The organism is Methylobacterium sp. E-005 (assembly GCF_022829725.1).
GTDB lineage: Bacteria > Pseudomonadota > Alphaproteobacteria > Rhizobiales > Beijerinckiaceae > Methylobacterium.
The window spans coordinates 14,436-29,173 of record NZ_JAKSYG010000131.1 but is presented as its reverse complement, the minus strand read 5'-3'; the positions used below and the strand labels follow the sequence as shown (position 1 = coordinate 29,173).

The 14,738-nt window shown below is 63.1% G+C and carries 24 protein-coding genes and 1 tRNA gene; 16 read left to right on the top strand and 9 right to left on the bottom strand.

Annotated features, from left to right (window positions below; all coding sequences use genetic code 11):
- Positions 1-120: 120 nt before the first annotated feature.
- Both MKK88_RS15025 and MKK88_RS15020 read right to left on the bottom strand, forming a co-directional pair.
- Positions 121-573, bottom strand: a complete 453-nt coding sequence (locus MKK88_RS15025) for a hypothetical protein (protein ID WP_244001000.1) — start codon at positions 571-573, stop codon at positions 121-123.
- Between the two features lie 10 nt (positions 574-583).
- Positions 584-880 (bottom strand): hypothetical protein, encoded by a 297-nt coding sequence (locus MKK88_RS15020; protein ID WP_244000998.1) that lies wholly within the window; start codon positions 878-880, stop codon positions 584-586.
- Positions 881-1,044: 164 nt separating this feature from the next.
- On the opposite strand from MKK88_RS15020, the gene MKK88_RS15015 reads away from it, so the two are divergent.
- From MKK88_RS15015 to MKK88_RS15005, 3 genes are read left to right on the top strand one after another with little or no spacing between them, the layout of a single operon-like run.
- A complete protein-coding gene (locus MKK88_RS15015) occupies positions 1,045-1,263 on the top strand; it encodes a transcriptional regulator (protein WP_244000997.1) in 219 nt (72 codons plus the stop codon).
- Complete coding sequence (locus tag MKK88_RS15010) at positions 1,260-1,586, top strand: hypothetical protein (RefSeq protein ID WP_244000995.1); 327 nt, start codon at positions 1,260-1,262, stop codon at positions 1,584-1,586. The genes MKK88_RS15015 and MKK88_RS15010 overlap by 4 nt, the downstream gene beginning before the upstream one ends.
- Before the next feature lie 38 nt (positions 1,587-1,624).
- On the top strand, positions 1,625-1,843 hold the full coding sequence (locus MKK88_RS15005; protein WP_244000993.1) for a hypothetical protein: 219 nt from the start codon (positions 1,625-1,627) through the stop codon (positions 1,841-1,843).
- A 12-nt stretch (positions 1,844-1,855) separates the two neighbouring features.
- Here MKK88_RS15005 and MKK88_RS15000 read toward each other — a convergent pair.
- Positions 1,856-1,931: transfer RNA gene (locus MKK88_RS15000), tRNA-Cys, on the bottom strand.
- Positions 1,932-2,509: 578 nt separating this feature from the next.
- Between MKK88_RS15000 and MKK88_RS14995 the strand changes: the two genes are divergently transcribed.
- On the top strand, positions 2,510-2,863 hold the full coding sequence (locus MKK88_RS14995) for a hypothetical protein (RefSeq protein ID WP_244000991.1): 354 nt from the start codon (positions 2,510-2,512) through the stop codon (positions 2,861-2,863).
- 90 nt (positions 2,864-2,953) lie between these two features.
- Here MKK88_RS14995 and MKK88_RS14990 read toward each other — a convergent pair whose 3' ends face one another.
- From MKK88_RS14990 to MKK88_RS14980, 3 genes are all read right to left on the bottom strand, one after another.
- Positions 2,954-3,361, bottom strand: a complete 408-nt coding sequence (locus MKK88_RS14990) for an anaerobic typically selenocysteine-containing protein (protein ID WP_313902321.1) — start codon at positions 3,359-3,361, stop codon at positions 2,954-2,956.
- A gap of 296 nt (positions 3,362-3,657) precedes the next feature.
- A complete protein-coding gene (locus tag MKK88_RS14985; RefSeq protein ID WP_244001002.1) occupies positions 3,658-4,023 on the bottom strand; it encodes a hypothetical protein in 366 nt (121 codons plus the stop codon).
- A gap of 4 nt (positions 4,024-4,027) precedes the next feature.
- On the bottom strand, positions 4,028-4,747 hold the full coding sequence (locus MKK88_RS14980) for a hypothetical protein (RefSeq protein ID WP_244000987.1): 720 nt from the start codon (positions 4,745-4,747) through the stop codon (positions 4,028-4,030).
- Positions 4,748-5,232: 485 nt separating this feature from the next.
- On the opposite strand from MKK88_RS14980, the gene MKK88_RS14970 reads away from it, so the two are divergent.
- Both MKK88_RS14970 and MKK88_RS14965 read left to right on the top strand, forming a co-directional pair.
- Positions 5,233-5,481 (top strand): hypothetical protein, encoded by a 249-nt coding sequence (locus MKK88_RS14970; RefSeq protein WP_244000983.1) that lies wholly within the window; start codon positions 5,233-5,235, stop codon positions 5,479-5,481.
- Positions 5,482-5,531: 50 nt separating this feature from the next.
- Positions 5,532-5,990, top strand: a complete 459-nt coding sequence (locus MKK88_RS14965) for a hypothetical protein (protein ID WP_244000982.1) — start codon at positions 5,532-5,534, stop codon at positions 5,988-5,990.
- 2 nt (positions 5,991-5,992) lie between these two features.
- Here MKK88_RS14965 and MKK88_RS14960 read toward each other — a convergent pair whose 3' ends face one another.
- Positions 5,993-6,250 carry a DUF6894 family protein gene (locus tag MKK88_RS14960; protein WP_244000980.1) on the bottom strand — a complete coding sequence of 86 codons (258 nt, stop codon included), beginning with the start codon at positions 6,248-6,250 and terminating at the stop codon, positions 5,993-5,995.
- A gap of 324 nt (positions 6,251-6,574) precedes the next feature.
- On the opposite strand from MKK88_RS14960, the gene MKK88_RS14955 reads away from it, so the two are divergent.
- Complete coding sequence (locus MKK88_RS14955) at positions 6,575-6,808, top strand: DUF2171 domain-containing protein (RefSeq protein WP_244000978.1); 234 nt, start codon at positions 6,575-6,577, stop codon at positions 6,806-6,808.
- A 382-nt stretch (positions 6,809-7,190) separates the two neighbouring features.
- On the opposite strand, the gene MKK88_RS14950 is transcribed toward MKK88_RS14955, so the two are convergent.
- Entirely contained in the window at positions 7,191-7,868 is a 678-nt protein-coding gene (locus tag MKK88_RS14950; RefSeq protein ID WP_244000976.1) for an AAA family ATPase, read from the bottom strand.
- A 213-nt stretch (positions 7,869-8,081) separates the two neighbouring features.
- Between MKK88_RS14950 and MKK88_RS14945 the strand changes: the two genes are divergently transcribed.
- From MKK88_RS14945 to MKK88_RS34300, 3 genes are all read left to right on the top strand, one after another.
- Positions 8,082-8,333 (top strand): hypothetical protein, encoded by a 252-nt coding sequence (locus MKK88_RS14945; protein WP_244000974.1) that lies wholly within the window; start codon positions 8,082-8,084, stop codon positions 8,331-8,333.
- Between the two features lie 3 nt (positions 8,334-8,336).
- Positions 8,337-9,323 carry a site-specific integrase gene (locus tag MKK88_RS14940; RefSeq protein WP_279602308.1) on the top strand — a complete coding sequence of 329 codons (987 nt, stop codon included), beginning with the start codon at positions 8,337-8,339 and terminating at the stop codon, positions 9,321-9,323.
- Between the two features lie 699 nt (positions 9,324-10,022).
- Positions 10,023-10,328, top strand: coding sequence for a PilZ domain-containing protein (locus tag MKK88_RS34300; RefSeq protein WP_409566669.1), 306 nt, complete (start codon positions 10,023-10,025; stop codon positions 10,326-10,328).
- A 443-nt stretch (positions 10,329-10,771) separates the two neighbouring features.
- Here the strand turns inward: MKK88_RS34300 and MKK88_RS14935 are convergent, their stop codons facing one another.
- Entirely contained in the window at positions 10,772-11,149 is a 378-nt protein-coding gene (locus MKK88_RS14935; protein ID WP_244000970.1) for a hypothetical protein, read from the bottom strand.
- 278 nt (positions 11,150-11,427) lie between these two features.
- Here MKK88_RS14935 and MKK88_RS14930 point away from each other — a divergent pair, with 278 nt between their 5' ends.
- The 6 genes from MKK88_RS14930 to MKK88_RS14905 are packed head-to-tail and all read left to right on the top strand — an operon-like array spanning position 11,428 to position 14,737.
- Positions 11,428-12,126, top strand: coding sequence for a hypothetical protein (locus MKK88_RS14930; RefSeq protein ID WP_244000968.1), 699 nt, complete (start codon positions 11,428-11,430; stop codon positions 12,124-12,126).
- An 11-nt stretch (positions 12,127-12,137) separates the two neighbouring features.
- Positions 12,138-12,635: a hypothetical protein gene (locus tag MKK88_RS14925; protein WP_244000966.1), complete on the top strand. Its 498-nt coding sequence runs from the start codon at positions 12,138-12,140 to the stop codon at positions 12,633-12,635.
- Positions 12,620-12,775, top strand: coding sequence for a hypothetical protein (locus MKK88_RS14920; protein WP_244000964.1), 156 nt, complete (start codon positions 12,620-12,622; stop codon positions 12,773-12,775). Before MKK88_RS14925 ends, MKK88_RS14920 begins: the two co-directional genes overlap by 16 nt.
- A 1-nt stretch (position 12,776) precedes the next feature.
- Positions 12,777-13,475, top strand: coding sequence for a hypothetical protein (locus MKK88_RS14915; protein WP_244000962.1), 699 nt, complete (start codon positions 12,777-12,779; stop codon positions 13,473-13,475).
- A gap of 3 nt (positions 13,476-13,478) precedes the next feature.
- The gene (locus MKK88_RS14910; protein ID WP_244000960.1) at positions 13,479-13,874 is read left to right on the top strand and encodes a hypothetical protein; all 396 of its coding nucleotides are present in this window, start codon (positions 13,479-13,481) and stop codon (positions 13,872-13,874) included.
- 2 nt (positions 13,875-13,876) lie between these two features.
- The gene (locus MKK88_RS14905) at positions 13,877-14,737 is read left to right on the top strand and encodes a baseplate hub protein (RefSeq protein WP_244000958.1); all 861 of its coding nucleotides are present in this window, start codon (positions 13,877-13,879) and stop codon (positions 14,735-14,737) included.
- The last annotated feature ends 1 nt before the right edge of the window (position 14,738 follow it).

The window sequence follows — 14,738 nt, the reverse complement described above, 5'->3', positions numbered from 1 at the left end:
TGATCCGCTTTGGGGACGAGACGAGCCGGCAGCAGCCACCCCTGCCCCGGCTCTGAACGCGCTTGCACTTCGCGACGGTCTTCCGTTGCGGGCGGGGACGCGCGCAAACCGCGGATGGGATCAGGCTCCCCGGGCGGGCCGACGGACGCGCAAACGACCAGCCCAAGGCCGATGACGGCCGCGGCGGCCGTGGCGTGGGGCGAGCCGAATACGCATCCGGCGACATGCACGGGGATGCAGATCGCTGCCGGTGTCCATGGCGTCGCTACGCAAGGCCTCGTCATGGAAGCGATCAGCATCCCCGTGCATGTCGCCGGACACATACTCGGCCAGCACCATGCCGATGACGGCCGCGCCGATCTCGGCCTGTGTAGCGGGCGAGAGCAGGTGCCACGCCTCGGCCAGCGAGAACGGCAGCGGCAGGCGCGCCCAGAGCGCGGCGTGGTCGGGCAGCCGGGCGGTGTCGTCGCCGCGGAAAGCGTTCCGGACGGGAACGATATGGGCGACCGCGGGGGCGGCGGTGGCGGCGAGGAGGCCGGCGGCCAGCGCGCGGCGGTTGATGTGGGTGGACATCGGTGGCTCCTCAGTGCGCGGCCATGTGGCGAGCGAGCTTGGCGGACCGCCACGCGGCGGTGAGGCAGACGGACATCGCCTCGGCCCAGGTGCCGCCAAAGCGCTCCTGATGGGCATGGGCGGCCTTGGCAGCGGCCGACATGATGGCGGCGCGGTCGAACCTGCCGGCGGCGTATAGCGGGCGGCGGGTGGTGCGCACCGTCATGTCGATGCGTGCAGTAGCGGACAGGAGGCCGGCGGGGATCGTCGGGCGGCTGTCGTGCAGCGAGCGGGAGAGGCGGGTCCAAGAGACGGTGCGGTGGGGCATCGGTGAACACTTCGATGTACATTTAGTACAACAGGTGTACCGTTCGTACGTTGTGCAGTCAATCCACTCGTGGTACTTTTTTCACACTGAAAGTTCGATTAGGCCATTTAATGGATCTCACCACGGCGCAGTTGCGAGCCGCTCGTGCCTTGTTGGAGTGGTCGGTGGACGACCTCGCGCGGATCGCAGATGTTCATCGCAACACGGTCTTGCGGGCGGAGAAGGGCGAGGCATCCGGTCCCACTCTGGCAGCCATCCGGCTCGCACTGGAAGGTGCAGGCGTGCAGTTCATCCCGCGCAACGGCGGGGGGGAAGGCGTGCGGCTGAAGGAGGCAACAGAAGCAGTCGCGATCCTGTCTCGGAAGCGAAAGGATCAGCCGTGACCGTCCAAGCCACCTCACCCAAACGCCTGTCTGAGGTCCGCCGCCTTACGGAAGCGCTGATCGATCAGGTGCTCGAAGCTCAGATCGTGGGCCGTCCGGTTCCACAGGATCAGAGTGAGGCGCTAATCAAGGCCGCCTTCTTCCTGCGCGAGTGCAACCTGCCGTGGTGGCCGATGCTAGCCCAAGCGCTGCATGGCTTGGGCCGGCAAGCTGACGATACGTTGCCCGAGCCTCCTGCCGTTGATGCTACGCTGGACGACATCGACCCGCAGGGCCTGACACGCTTCCTCGCTGCTTTCTGGAAAGAGAAGGGACAGCGGTAACCTACACCGTCGAGCAACTGGCACCCGGGAGCTACGACGTGCTGTTCGACGGTGCGCTTGTTGCGGCTTTGGTGCGCGTCGTTGACCGCCAGGGGCTGAGCGACCAATGGCAAATCGACTTGCTTGAGAAAGACCCCTCGGTAGATCAGCCTACACCGTTCACGGCGCAGAGCCACGCTTTCCATTCGCGCCTGGCAGCGTTGGAGTGGCTTGGCATCCGGCCCGCAGCCGAAGGCGCTAGCCGGGCGAACCGATGAAGGGGCCCAGTTTGGAGGCCGGGGTCCGGAGTCGAACCGGACGTGCGAAGCTTTGCAGGCTCCTGGCTGGACACTCACCCACCTGGCCGTCCTCTCTGAAGCATCCCGCTAGAGGCGGGTCCAGGCCAAGCGACAAGGGATCCTCAGATGGTTTTCAAGAACCTTAGCGTTTTACTACCCAACGTGGCCGCCGGCCTGGAGTTCATCCCTGAGAACGGTGGCGGGACCGGGATCCGGTTCCAGGAGCGGAAAAACTAACATTATGTCGGTGTGGGTAGTTGTCACACCGCATTGGCAGGAACATCGCCGACTAGGTGCGCTTCCTTCATAACTGAAATCTGTGAGGAAGCATGTCCAAAATCTCAACTATCGTCGCCACTGCTGCAATCATTGTACTATCAACCGGCGTCTCGATCGCCGCCCCATGTAATGTGGGCACAACTACAAACATGTCGGGTTCGTCCAAAGACACCAGCTCAAGCGTCGATGGTCATACGACCGGCATGGTATCGCCCGGTGCCAAGGGCGAGTCTCCCGGCACAGTCGGAGCGATGAACAACGTTGGGGTGTCCACAAAAGATGATGGATCGAAAAAAGCCCCCGAAGGACAGCCTGTAAAGCCTGGCAGCGACAATTGCTAAGCGATAGGCACGCAGAGGGCTGCCCATGAAACCGTATTTTATCCTCCCAATAGCATCTTTCCTCCTTGCGAGCGGTTCGGCCTTCGCGTCTTCATGCTCAGAAGAAGTGACGACATTGCAAAAGCGCTTGAACAGTTCCGGCGCACGCACGGTCGTTGGTGAAAGCCAAGTTGGCGCAACACCTCTTGGCACCAATAAGGCCTTGGATAAAGCTCTAACATCCATGCCGAGCAATACGGCTGATCGTTCCTCCGCTGGAGGCGTGGAGGAAGCGCGTAGCTTGGTGGAGAAAGCAGCCGCTCAGGAAAAAGCAGGCGATGCTGAGGGTTGCCGCAATACCATCCTGAAAGCGAAGGAAATCGCTGGCGCTCTGCCATAGAGGACAGATGCCAACGGTGTCCCCCCTCGCCAGCTCAAGGTTGGATTGAGCGAGGGGAAACGAAACCGAAGGCGGATCAGATCGTCAAATTCAGCCCGCGGGCGGGGTCAAAGTCAGCTTGCCCTTGAACGGGTCGTTCGCATTCCGATTGCTGGTACAGGCGTACTCTTCCTGACCAGGCTTCATCGTCCGTAGGCGCAGCGTACCCTGGCCCTTCTGCTTGATGGTGTAGCCCTTCTCGCTCGCAGCATGGATCAGGTCGCCGTCGGCGTGCAGAACTAGCCCATTCTCGAACTGACCGGGCGCCGTGATCGTGATGGGCGCATCGGCGCTGCTGACGATATGCAGAGCCACGTTGGTGTTGGCGGGCAGAAGGATCTCCGCGGGGTCGCACACCGGCTTCCCGTCCTTCATGCTGATGATCAACTCCACCGGAGGCATCGCATCGCTGGCCGGCGCCTCCAGCGACTTGCTCTCAGCGTAGGTCGAGCCGATCAAGAGGAGGGCAGCCAGGGACGCTGCGCCAGCGAAAGTATGTTGTATCATGATATGCTTTCTTAGTTCGGCCTCGGACAACAGCGGAGACCCGCCTTAAGAAAGATTATCATCAAGCCTAATGTTCCAGGACCTGCAGTCAAATACAATTTGAGCAATGACTGCTGCCTTTAAGCCGACATCATATATTGGTTTATTCGTCATAACGGCCTGATCGGCAAATTCAGAGGACATTCGCGTACAGATCGCGAAACGGATGATTTTGCGAGTGCTGTAGAATAGACTTGGATCAAACCGCCTTACCGCCACAAGGCGCTAAAGGTCTCTTCGAGATCGTTGATCAGAGTTCGGTTGCAGAAGCGGTGCAAGACGGGACCGTCTGTCGTTCCCTCGCGCATCTCGATCGACTCGGTATTCTGATCGTAGGAGAAGGTCAGATGGCGGCCGCCGAGGGTGGTCGACAGGATGGCCTTGGCGCCTGCCTCGTCCTGGATCATCTCGGTCGATCCCGGCGCACCGCGCCACATGATCCCGCCCAGTAGCGCCAGGGTGACCGCCTTCATCTGCAGGGCCTCGCCATCGGCTTGCGCGATGACGCTCACCGCGTACTGCCGCACGGCGTCAAGGTCGGTCTTTTCGGATCTGACGGGAGCGAGCATGGCCATCAACTTATTCCCGTCTCGTCGTGATGTCCGTTGCGCCCGTCGAGGTGGCGGAATAACCGCCCCAGCCTTCTGTTGAGACCGGCGACGTTCCACCCCAGCCCTCCGCGCGCCACGTCGCGACGCGCAATGTCGGGTCGACTGAGCCGTGGTCCTTCAGGATGCCCATCACGCGGTCCCGCTGGGCGTCTGCGACTACGAGGTTCAGCATCGCCGCGCCCTGCCTCAGCTGCACGCAGCAGGCGTCCAGCGCCTCCAGGGGCACGCCGATCGCCCGGAGTCTCTCCCGGAGGCCGGGGCCGTCAGGAAGCGATACTCTCGCCTCGGCGCGGCCGTTATCCAGATCGGAGGGAGGGACCACGTGCTTGATCGCCCGCTCGGGGATACCAGCCGCGATCAGCGTCGCTGTCGCCGCCTGCGCCTTGCTACGGCTCTCATACAGCGCGAGAATGCCGAGCCCTGCAGGCGAACCATCTCTCGGAAGCAGAGATCCCTCCGGCCGTTCGACCGTATCTTCCTCGGATGCGATCTCCCTTCGCGCCGTAGCGATGAACGCGGCGCGCTGGTCTGCGCTCAGCACGAAATCAGCGTTCATCGTGGATCCCTTCGTGGACGAGGGATCCGACCACATCCGGTCGCCCGGTCCGTTGTCGAGGAAGTTCCGCCGTGCGCGTTCGAGCACAGCGGCTTCGACCGGATTATCGTTCGCCATCTCAGATCGACTCATGGGTTGGCACTCCGCACGGCGGGCTGCGGATATGCTGGATTACCCCCGGGCACACCGCTGCTGTTGGCCGATGACGCGGCGTCTGACCTGCCTGTCTCAGAGCCGGTGATCTGCTTGCGCGATGCCGCCTGGCTCTGGCTGGCATAGTCGGGCGGCGAACTCGCGCCCTGCCAGATCATCAAACCGGCCAGGGATGTCAGCATCAGGCCGACGCTGACGATCAGGACGTAGAGGGCCGGTCTGCCGCGCTTGCCCTGGCGGCCATCTTGACCAGATGTGTGCTCTGACACTCATGAACCTCGCTTGCCCACGTTATCGCGAACATGAACGAGAAACATATGGCCGTATCCGAAAGTTCTGGCCTGCGACCTCAAGGGCAATCGACTGAAACATCGATAGCAAAAATCCAACACATGTTAATGATGGATCTTTATAGCCTTTGATCATGTTGAACTGGAACTGCGTTCACTCGGTGCGAAGGCTCAATGTACAATCCCATCTTTTCATCGATAATGCTGACGATCGAGTCGCAGCGGGTCATCGAGCTGCGCATGGTCCGCCTCGCTTGGGGCGGGCGCGAGGGCCGAGCCGAGATGCAGTCCATGGTGACCGAGAAGATCCACGCCGCTGGCGAAGCGATGACGACGCTGATGCTCGGTGGTTCGCCCGAAACCGTGATCGCGCGCTACCGGGAGCACGTCGCTTTCAACACCAAGCGCCTCACGGCGGTCTGACCGATCAGTTGTGCCTTAGTTGCAGAGCGTTTCGGGTGTAGGCTCCATCGATGACAGAGCCCAATCAGACGGCCTTCATCGTCAAGGTCGCATGTCCGGATGAGGATGCGCCGGAGCAGCCACTCACCCTGTTCTATGCAGTCCTGGCCAAGGATCCGGAACGCGGGATCCAGATCGGCAAGGATGCAGTCAGGGCAGGCGCCGAGAAGCTGCCGCCGGGGACGCAAGGCGCCCGCGCGATGGTGGCCGACGCAAAGGCTGTGGTGGACTCTGCCAAGCTCGCCGCACGATCTGCGCGAACTCGCACCGACGAAGCTGCTGCGTATGTGAAAGCATCCAAAGCAAAGCTCGCGAAAGCAGTCGGCAAACTCGGCGCGGACAACCTCACGCCCGAGGAACAGCGCCGCTGGTTCATTGAAGCTCCACGCGAGGCCGGGGCGAGTGAGGTTGAAGCCGCGTTTGATGCGGCCCCAAAACGGATCGCCAAGGTGAAGCCGACGAGCTCTTGAAGTTATCTGTTCGTTGGATCCAGCTTCATGGCCGCCGATGGGGTAACGAAGAAGTCTAGCCGGAACAGGATCAGTCCTACCTCATCAGTGACTTCCATCCGCCATTCTGAACCAAGGCTCTCTAACCTTGCGCCTTCCTCAAGAAGCACGCCGGCGTATCGGATAGCTTCTCGGCGCGCGAACATAATCTCCGGCAACTCGACGCCCTTTTTGTCGAGCATGACGACGCCATCATAGACGTTGAAATGGTAGCGCGGCACACGCACCTCCGCCGTTGAAGGCGGGAGCCATGGCTCTCAATCGCGGACATGCCTGAGTCAGAGACTGCGACTGCCGTTGGGTGTGCCACACGGCGGTGGGCGGCGATCACATATGGATCAGGTTCTTCGATCCGCGAAGGATATGTCGCACTGTATTTGCGAACGGTATAATCGCCATCTCTTTCGCCGTGTCGGAGAGGTACTTCGGCTCCCCTGCCCCGTCCATGATCTGCCTCAGCGCCCGCTCATTCGGTGGCAGCCAACTGAGCTGGAACCTCGCCATTTGGACACCGGTTACGGCTGCTCCAACAGGGAGTGAAACCGATGGTTGATGTCGCGCAGATCCAGGAGCATGCCGAGGTAATCGGTTCGGACGGAACGCACGTCGGCACAGTCGATCACGTCGACAGAGGTGAGATCAAGCTGACCAAAAAGGATGCGGCTGCAGGCGGCCTGCACCACTTCATCCCGGTCGACTTCGTGCGAGCGATTGAGGGCGGCAAGGTCCATCTCGACCGACCAGCGGATGAGGTGATGCGCGAGTGGTCGACGTCCTAAGCCGTTGGCGCCGACGGTAGGCGCGCAAGCACTAGAAATCGGCCGGGCGGCCATATCATCACGGCACGCCCGGCTTGGCGCGCTTCTCTATCGCGCGTGCTTCGCCAACACCTCGTTCAAGGCCTCCGTCACCAGAGCCTCGATCGAGTTGCCAGCACGGCCATGCTCGGCGACCAACTCGCGAGATAGGCCACGCACCTTGGCAATCAGGTCCCGGTCCAGCCACACCGTGAAAGCCTGCCGGTTCTCCCGGTGATCACGAGCTTTAGGTGTAAGTTTAGGTGTATCTAAACTTTGAGCTGGAGGTTGAGTTTTAGGTGGAGGTGTAGGGTCTAGGATGGGCTGCTCCCCGACCACAAACGAGGCGGACAGGCTGGGCCGCTTAGCCATTCTGCTTCTCCGTCCGCTTGCGCTTCACCTTAATCCCCACCTGCTTCGCCACCCAACGGAACAGGGCGTCAATCTCCTCGGCCCCCCTCCCCTCGGGCTCAATCTCCTGGATCGTACTGCCGTCAATCAGGCAGCTCTTGTAGCCCTTGCGATGGCAGATGAACGGCGCGCCGTGTTCCCGGCCAGTCGGGATGCCACGGGATACGAACCCGGCCGCGGCTTCCTTCACGTCCTTCTTGGCGCCGCTCACGTCCACGTCGGTGAAAATGACGAAGTTGGGCTTGCCCAGCCCCTGAGCCATTGCGTGCGAGGTTGGTACGGCATCCATATCGGCAAGCGAAGTCCGCGAGGGGATCAGCACGAGGTCGGACAGCTCGGCCGCACGCTTGCCCATGATCTCGGCCTTGCCTGCCGTATCAATAAGGACAAGCTCCGCACCCTGGCGCTCGAATTCACGCAGTGTCGGTTCAAGGAATTCGGGCGTCGTTTCGGGCCGAACCGGTGGCCCCTCGGTCTGACGGCGGGTGGACCACATGCGGAGAGTGGCCTGCGGGTCAGTGTCCACGATCGCCGTAAGGATCCCGGCATGATGCGCGGCAACGGCCAAGTGGGCTGTGAGCGTGCTCTTCGTGCTCCCGCCCTTCAGACCCAAGATCGAAACTACCCGCATCGACTCACCTCCGGCGCGCTTTCTAAACGGTGTAGGTCTAAGTCCAAAGATACCGTTTAGCTTGAACTCAAGGTGTGCTGTTTAGGTAGAACGATTATGTTTAGGTATAGGTTTACCGTTTACGGGGCTTGCCAGAAGCCGTCCGGCGTCGTAGCTTTCGATAATCGTTCTTCTCGAAAGTTACGAACGGGCCGGGCGAAAGGCCGTGATGAAATGAAGCCGGGGCTAATTCAGACGATCGATGGGTTCCGCATCTTGCGCGACGCCTGCTCGGAGGCGGCCCGGAACCTCGGCCTTGCGACCGAGCTGGAGCGGTTGTCGCCAGAGCACTGGCAACGGGTGCTCACCGCTGTTGAAATCCGGACGCAGACGCTCGGCATCAACCTACCGGACGGATGGCGCAAGGAACTGGCCGCGCAGATGGGGCGGGATGAGCCCGACGCTTTCATAGAGCTAGAGAGCTAGACAATGGCGGCCCCCCTCCCGACCGAAACTGTCCGCCTAGTGGGCACTTTGCCCGCTGAAGCCGTCGCTATCGTCAAGGCGTACCAGCAGGCCAGCAAGGCGGACTCTACCGTTCGCGCCTACCGGTCCGATGCTATCGTGTTTCAGGACTGGTGCGCCCGGTACGGCTTCCGGTCCCTGCCGGCGAGCCCCGAGGCCGTGGCCGGCTTCATCGTCGCTGAGGCCGAGGCTGGGCGAGCCGCCTCGACGCTCGGTCGCCGCATGGCGGCAATCCGGCATGCCCACAAGCTGGCAGGCCTGCCTGACCCCACGGAGGACGAGGGCGTGCGCGCGGCGATCCGTGGCGCCCGACGGAAAGTGGGGGTTGCTCCGGTTCAGAAGGCGGCCGCGACCGCTGATGTCCTGACGGCGCTGCTGATGCGGTGCCCCGATACTTTGGCCGGCAAGCGTGATCGGGCCCTACTCGCACTCGGGTTCGCAGGCGCGTTCCGCCGGTCTGAATTGGTGGCGCTTGATGTCGAGGACCTACGCGAGGATCCCGAAGGCCTGCGCATCACGGTCCGTCGGTCCAAAGTGGATCAGGAGGGCAGGGGGTTTGAGAAAGCTATCCCGCACGGCCGGTTCATCCGGCCCGTCGCTCTGGTGCGCGAATGGCTCGACGCGGCCGGTATCACGGCGGGCCCGGTGTTCCGGCCGGTCTCGCGCTCGGGGAACGTCCGCTCCCCAGATCCGGGGTCTGGAAAACCGCCTCGCCTCACAACGCAGGCGGTGGCCGACATCATCAAAGGCTACTGCACGGCCGCCGGTCTCGATGCCTCGACCTTTGGGGCGCACAGCTTGCGGGCTGGCTACATCACCACGGCAGCCGAACGCGGCGCGGATCTCGCCCGCATCATGGATCAGTCGGGGCACCGGGATCCCCGGACGGTCGTCGGGTACATTCGGCGCGCCAATGCCTTCAAGGGGCACAGCGGGAGCGGGTTTTTGTGATCGAACTCAGGAAGGTCCGCCCCTTAGCGGGTATGGTTCCTGACCGCGGCTGGCGCCGACGCTCGCAATGGCAAAGCGCGACTTTTGAGGGCTCGATTTCGTAGAAACAGAAGCAAGGCAGCTACGATAGCCGAGAGGCTACTCCCAAACGGCGCCGCCACAAAGGCTAAGAGCAGACTGTGCTGCCAGCACAAGCAGAAGGCCACGGCTCCGCCGATATAGGCGCTCCCTATCAGAGCGATGATGTAGCTCGTTCGCCCAGCCATCGCAGCCCCTTCGGGTGTCGCCATGCTCGCTTACAGGTTGTGTTTTTGGAGATCAAATGCAATTTTTACGAGGAAACGTCCGATCTATCAGGATGCAACTCCGCGCCCCGAGATACGGACTTTGCCCGCGTGCGGAAGAGTTGAGGCCATCGATCCCGACGACGGTTCGGTGACGATGCGGATGGGGTAGGGGTGCGGGCCAGATCCCGTGATGACGTGGTTCGGCCCTGCGCCGTTCGGCATCCGAGCCGGAGCGACAGGCGGGATGTAGCGCGGGGTCGTGATGACGGGGGAGCGGTGGCGAGTGCTGAGGCAGCTGCCCTATGGGAAGCGCGCTAATTAGCTCGCCTTTAACCGTTAAACCATGATAAATTGTTTATGCGTTCGATATTCGGCCCCACCTATAAAGTTTTAAGGGCCACCTGGGATCGTAATGGCTTTATTGCAGCCGTGTATCGCGATGTTAGAGCGCCGCGCCAAGCTTCGTGTGACGTCAACGCTTGAGGGGCAGGCATCCATAGCTGGCTCCCGCGTTCGTTCCCCCTGCGTAGTGCTCAACCACAGCCCTACCGGCGCTTGCGTCTTGTTCGCTTCGGGCACGAAGGTGCCGAACACGTTCGACCTCTCGATCGGCAAGGGGAGCACCACGTTGCCGGTCAGGGTCGTGTGGCGTCGCAATGCGACGATGGGCGTAGCCTTCTTGGTCCCGCGGATCGTGCCTGACGTGATCCCGGGCTAAACACGAAAGCCACTTGCAGCTCTTGCTGATTGTCGGGGGCCGGATCCCGTGGAGACGTGGTTCGGCCCTATGCCGCTCGATCAGGGGCTGGAGCGCCACCCGCGAGGTGGCGCAAAGATACGATGGTGTGAGCGCGGGGATTGCTGAGCAGGGGCACCCCACTACTACCGATCGCCGAGAGAGGGCGTCTCAATCCTCGGGCGTGACGCAGGTCCCCATGAAGGCCTTACGCTCCGGCCCATCTCTGAGCTTCTGAGCGTCCGCCCGCTGCCGGCAGCGATCAAGCACTGCTGGATCAACCGCAGATGCCGCTTCCTCGCCGGCGGCCGGCGCACCTGAAGCTGGTTTCGCGGGCGACTCGGACGTGCGCTGTGCGTCAGCTGCCCTAGGAAGGCAGGTGAGAGTGGCCAGAGCGGCGAAAAGCGCGAAAGAGCGGCGCATGGTCAAGCCAAGCCGTCATCGGCTGCCTTGTCCGGATCATCGGGCGTGCGCTCGGCATCCTTCACCGGATCCTTGCTCTCAGGTTCGCTGCCGGTCGTCGGGTCCGGCACGTTGACGTTCGGGATCGGTATCGTCGGCGGCACCACACTCACGCCCGGTGGCTTGTCTGTCTCAGCCATGGCCCTGCCGCTCCTCGTGATGCCTGTGCCGTCGCGCGGATCAGCAGACCCGCCCGACGTCTTTCCTAAGGGTCGCACATCCTGCGCTATTGGCAACCACGGTCTAAATGCGGCGATCACCTCAATCTCGATTAGCGCCGCGATCGGCTCATTTGCCGCCGCCACCACCCTGGGGCACGGGCCGCTCAGGCTGGCCAGCATTTCCACCAGCCGCGGAGTTGTTCGTCACGGTGTCAGCAGGTTGACCGGTCGGTGTCCCCGTCACAGTGCCCGGCGCACCCGTCGAACCCGGCTGAGGTGCGGCCACGCCGGGTGCGCCTGGAGTTGTCCCGGGTGTCCGGCCGACGCTCCTGACGGCCGACACGCCTGCGGCGCTCGCCGCATTCCTCGGCAGCGCGCCGCAGTGGGGCCTGTTCCGCAACGGTCAGAGCGTCATCCAAGCAGACGGGATCGCGGCCTTCGACCATCGACGCGAGTGGGTGGTCTGTGATTACCCGGTCGAGAAGGGCGCCTTTGCCTCGTTCAACAAGGTCAATGTGCCGTTCGATGTCCGGCTCATCTTCATGGCCGGCCAGAGCTTGGCGAACCGGACCAGCCTCATCAATTCGATCTCGGCTATCGCGGGTGATCTCAACTTCTACGACGCGGTGATGCCGGAGAAGGTCTGGCGGAACCTCAACGTCACGCACTACGATTTCGCCCGTACCTCACAGCGCGGCGTCGGCCTGCTGATGGTCGCGGTGTGGTGTCGGGAGATCCGGCAGGCATCGGCGTCCGCTTCCGGTGCGGCCGGTGCGAGCGGATCCGCCACGGCCGGCGCTGATCCGAGTGCCACCGGCAACATCGGTGATACGGCAGCGCCTTCGGGGGCCAGCCCTGTCGACGGGGGCACCGTTCAGCCCCGCGATGCGACGGCCGCCGAGATCTCGTCTGTCGGCACGCAGGATTTCACGGGCGGGTACAACGTCAGCGGCTACAGCGCCCCGCAGTACACGGCCGATGTCGGCGAACTGACGGCCTTCGATCCAGCGACCGGCCAACAGATCCCCGAGGCGACTGTACCGGGTAGCGCTGCCGCCGCCCCCGTCACCTCATCCACGATCAGCGGTCTTACGCCCGCCGGACCCGACCAGTTTTCCAGTCTCAAGATCGGCTCTGTGCCGGGCGTTTCGTCGTAGGGGAATTCAGCATGGCTCGCAGAACGCAGTACATCACTCTGTCCGATGTAGACGACGATAACCGGGACAAGGGGAAGACCTTTCTTCTGACGGAACTGAGCGCCGAGGAAGCCGAGGATTGGGGGCTGCGCGCGCTCCTGGCCCTCAGTTCCGCAGGCGCCGAGGTGCCCGACGATTTCGAGGATGCGGGTATGGCTGGGCTGGCCGCGATGGGCGTCGATGCCCTGCGCGGTCTGAAGTACGAGGTCGTGCGGCCCCTGTGGCGTCAGATGTTCCAGTGCGTGCAGATCTGCCCGAACGCTCAGAACCAGAACGTCGTCCGTGGTCTCGTCCCCGACGACATCGAGGAGATCAGCACGCGCCTCCTGCTCCGAAAGGAGATCGTAGAGTTGCATGTAAATTTTTCGCGGCTCGCAAGCCTCTCAAAATCAGCGCTGGGCTCAGCGAAAGCACCCCCCGGGGCTGGCGGCCCTACGCCAACTGGTCCCGACCCATGGGCACTGTCCTGAGCAGCGGGAAGGCCACCCTGCACGAGCTGCAGACGGTCTACGGCGTGAAGGATCTCCACGGGATGCTGGAGATCATCGTGATCGACGCGAACAACGCCCGGGCCATGCAGGAGCAGCAGGCTCGGCAACAGGGTAGGTAGGATGAGCGCGGGGACATCGGGGAACGGCGACGGCCAGAACGTCGGGCAGCTTCCCCTCACGGGGCAGAACTCGCCGCTGAACCAGCATGCCTTCCTGCATCGCCAGATCCAGGGCGAGCAGCGCACGCACTTCGCCGCCGAGATCGTCGCCGTTCACAACCGCAATTCCATGACCAAGCCGTGCACGGTCGATATCCGGCCGGTGCTGTCGGACGTGGACGGTCTCGGGCAGGCTCAGAAGCCGGCCGTGATCTACGGCATCCCGGTCCCCCGAAACCAGTCCGGCGACAGCGTGGTCATCAACGACCCAAGCGTCGGCGACCGGGCGCACTTCTCGGTGTTTGATCGGGATCACTCCTCATCGCAGGCGAGCGACTGGCAGGCGGGCAATCCGGGCTCGTTCCGGCGATCCACCATGGCGGATGCTATCTTCCATGCCGTGCTCCCCCGGGAAGCGCAGGAGGTGAAGCAGTTCATCCGGTTCGATGACGGCGATGGCGGCATCACTCAGCAGGATCGCCACGGCAACAGCCTTGTATCCAACAAGGCGGACGGCTGGAACCTGAACGGGGTCAAGATCGACAGCAAAGGCAACATCACGTCGCCGGGCAACATGACGGCGGGGAAGGGCACCGCGGATCAGGTCGACCTTCAGGGGCACGCCCACGGCAACAGCGGCCCACCCACGGCGGGGACCTAGCAGATGAAGACGCTTCTCCTCGACCAGGAAACCTGGGACCTCTGCGTAGACCGGAGCGGTAATATCGCGGTTGCAGCCGAGCCCTACTCGCAGGCGCAGGACGCCGCGTCGAGCATGCGGACCTTCGCGGGCGAGATCTGGTACGATCAGGCCAGGGGTATTCCCTACTTCGACAAGGTTCTCGGACAGGCACCATCCCTGCCGTTGCTGCGCGCGTACCTCGAAGAGGCGGCGTTGTTCGTGCCGGGAGTCGTGGAGGCCCGCGCATACTTCTCGGCGTTGGAAGACCGGCGGCTCACGGGACAGGTGCAGATCCGGAACACGGCCGGACAGGTCTCCGTCACCGGCCTACTCGGAGGTGCATACGGCGGTACGACCGCGACGGGTGCGGGGTCCTAGCCGTGTCGTTCACCCGCAAGTGCATAGACGTGGAACTGGCGCTGAAGGCCAACACCTTCGCGGGCGGCAGCAACAGCATCTATCTCACAGGCCTGCGGGTGTCGGCGCATATCACCCAACCGGGTGCGCCTGATTTTGGACAGCTCCAGGCGGCGATCTACGGCTTGTCGTTGAGCAAGATGAATGCCCTCACGACGTTGGGCCGGCAGTACAGCCTGCGGGACGCGAACACGATCAAGCTCTACGCCTACGAGGAGGGGCAGCCGCCCTCTCTCGTCTTCGCCGGCACGATCCTCGACGGCTATCCCGATATGCGTGGGGCTCCACAGGTCGCGTTCCGTGTGGCGGCGCATGCCGGCATGGCCGGTGCCGTGGCGAAGGTAGCCCCGACCACGATGCAGGGGCCTGTCTCGGCCGACACGGTGCTGAAGCAGATCTGCCAGAAGGGCGGCTGGCAGTTCGAGAACAACGGCGTGGATGCGCTGCTGCGCAACCCCTACCTCCCAGGCGGCGCCTATCGGCAGGCCCTCGCGGTGATGCACGCGAGTCGATGCCTGATGACGGTGGATCGCGACATTCTTGCGGTGTGGAAGCCGGGCGGCTCGCGGCAGGGCTCGGTTCCTCTGATCTCTCCCGGGACCGGCATGATCGGGTATCCGCGCTACCGGCAGGCGGCCGTCGAGGTTGAGACCGCGTACCTGCCCACCGTGCAGATGGGCGGGCGGATCCAGGTCCAGTCCGAACTCACCCCCGCGTGCGGCGAGTGGGCCATCACCTACGTCGAGCATGAGCTTGAGAGCGAGCTGCCGGGCGGGAAGTGGCAGACGGTCATCCAGACGGGGGCTGCCGATGTCCAGCAATGAC

Excerpts from the sequence above, each read along its gene's own strand:
- MKK88_RS15025 (WP_244001000.1), bottom strand. The coding sequence starts at position 573 with ATGTCCACCCACATCAACCGCCGCGCGCTGGCCGCCGGCCTCCTCGCC.
- MKK88_RS15020 (WP_244000998.1), bottom strand. The coding sequence starts at position 880 with ATGCCCCACCGCACCGTCTCTTGGACCCGCCTCTCCCGCTCGCTGCAC.
- MKK88_RS14995 (WP_244000991.1), top strand. The coding sequence starts at position 2,510 with ATGAAACCGTATTTTATCCTCCCAATAGCATCTTTCCTCCTTGCGAGC.
- MKK88_RS14985 (WP_244001002.1), bottom strand. The coding sequence starts at position 4,023 with ATGGCCATGCTCGCTCCCGTCAGATCCGAAAAGACCGACCTTGACGCC.
- MKK88_RS14980 (WP_244000987.1), bottom strand. The coding sequence starts at position 4,747 with ATGAGTCGATCTGAGATGGCGAACGATAATCCGGTCGAAGCCGCTGTG.
- MKK88_RS14970 (WP_244000983.1), top strand. The coding sequence starts at position 5,233 with ATGTACAATCCCATCTTTTCATCGATAATGCTGACGATCGAGTCGCAG.
- MKK88_RS14965 (WP_244000982.1), top strand. The coding sequence starts at position 5,532 with ATGACAGAGCCCAATCAGACGGCCTTCATCGTCAAGGTCGCATGTCCG.
- MKK88_RS14955 (WP_244000978.1), top strand. The coding sequence starts at position 6,575 with ATGGTTGATGTCGCGCAGATCCAGGAGCATGCCGAGGTAATCGGTTCG.
- MKK88_RS14950 (WP_244000976.1), bottom strand. The coding sequence starts at position 7,868 with ATGCGGGTAGTTTCGATCTTGGGTCTGAAGGGCGGGAGCACGAAGAGC.
- MKK88_RS14945 (WP_244000974.1), top strand. The coding sequence starts at position 8,082 with ATGAAGCCGGGGCTAATTCAGACGATCGATGGGTTCCGCATCTTGCGC.
- MKK88_RS14940 (WP_279602308.1), top strand. The coding sequence starts at position 8,337 with ATGGCGGCCCCCCTCCCGACCGAAACTGTCCGCCTAGTGGGCACTTTG.
- MKK88_RS34300 (WP_409566669.1), top strand. The coding sequence starts at position 10,023 with ATGGCTTTATTGCAGCCGTGTATCGCGATGTTAGAGCGCCGCGCCAAG.
- MKK88_RS14935 (WP_244000970.1), bottom strand. The coding sequence starts at position 11,149 with ATGCTGGCCAGCCTGAGCGGCCCGTGCCCCAGGGTGGTGGCGGCGGCA.
- MKK88_RS14925 (WP_244000966.1), top strand. The coding sequence starts at position 12,138 with ATGGCTCGCAGAACGCAGTACATCACTCTGTCCGATGTAGACGACGAT.
- MKK88_RS14920 (WP_244000964.1), top strand. The coding sequence starts at position 12,620 with ATGGGCACTGTCCTGAGCAGCGGGAAGGCCACCCTGCACGAGCTGCAG.
- MKK88_RS14915 (WP_244000962.1), top strand. The coding sequence starts at position 12,777 with ATGAGCGCGGGGACATCGGGGAACGGCGACGGCCAGAACGTCGGGCAG.
- MKK88_RS14910 (WP_244000960.1), top strand. The coding sequence starts at position 13,479 with ATGAAGACGCTTCTCCTCGACCAGGAAACCTGGGACCTCTGCGTAGAC.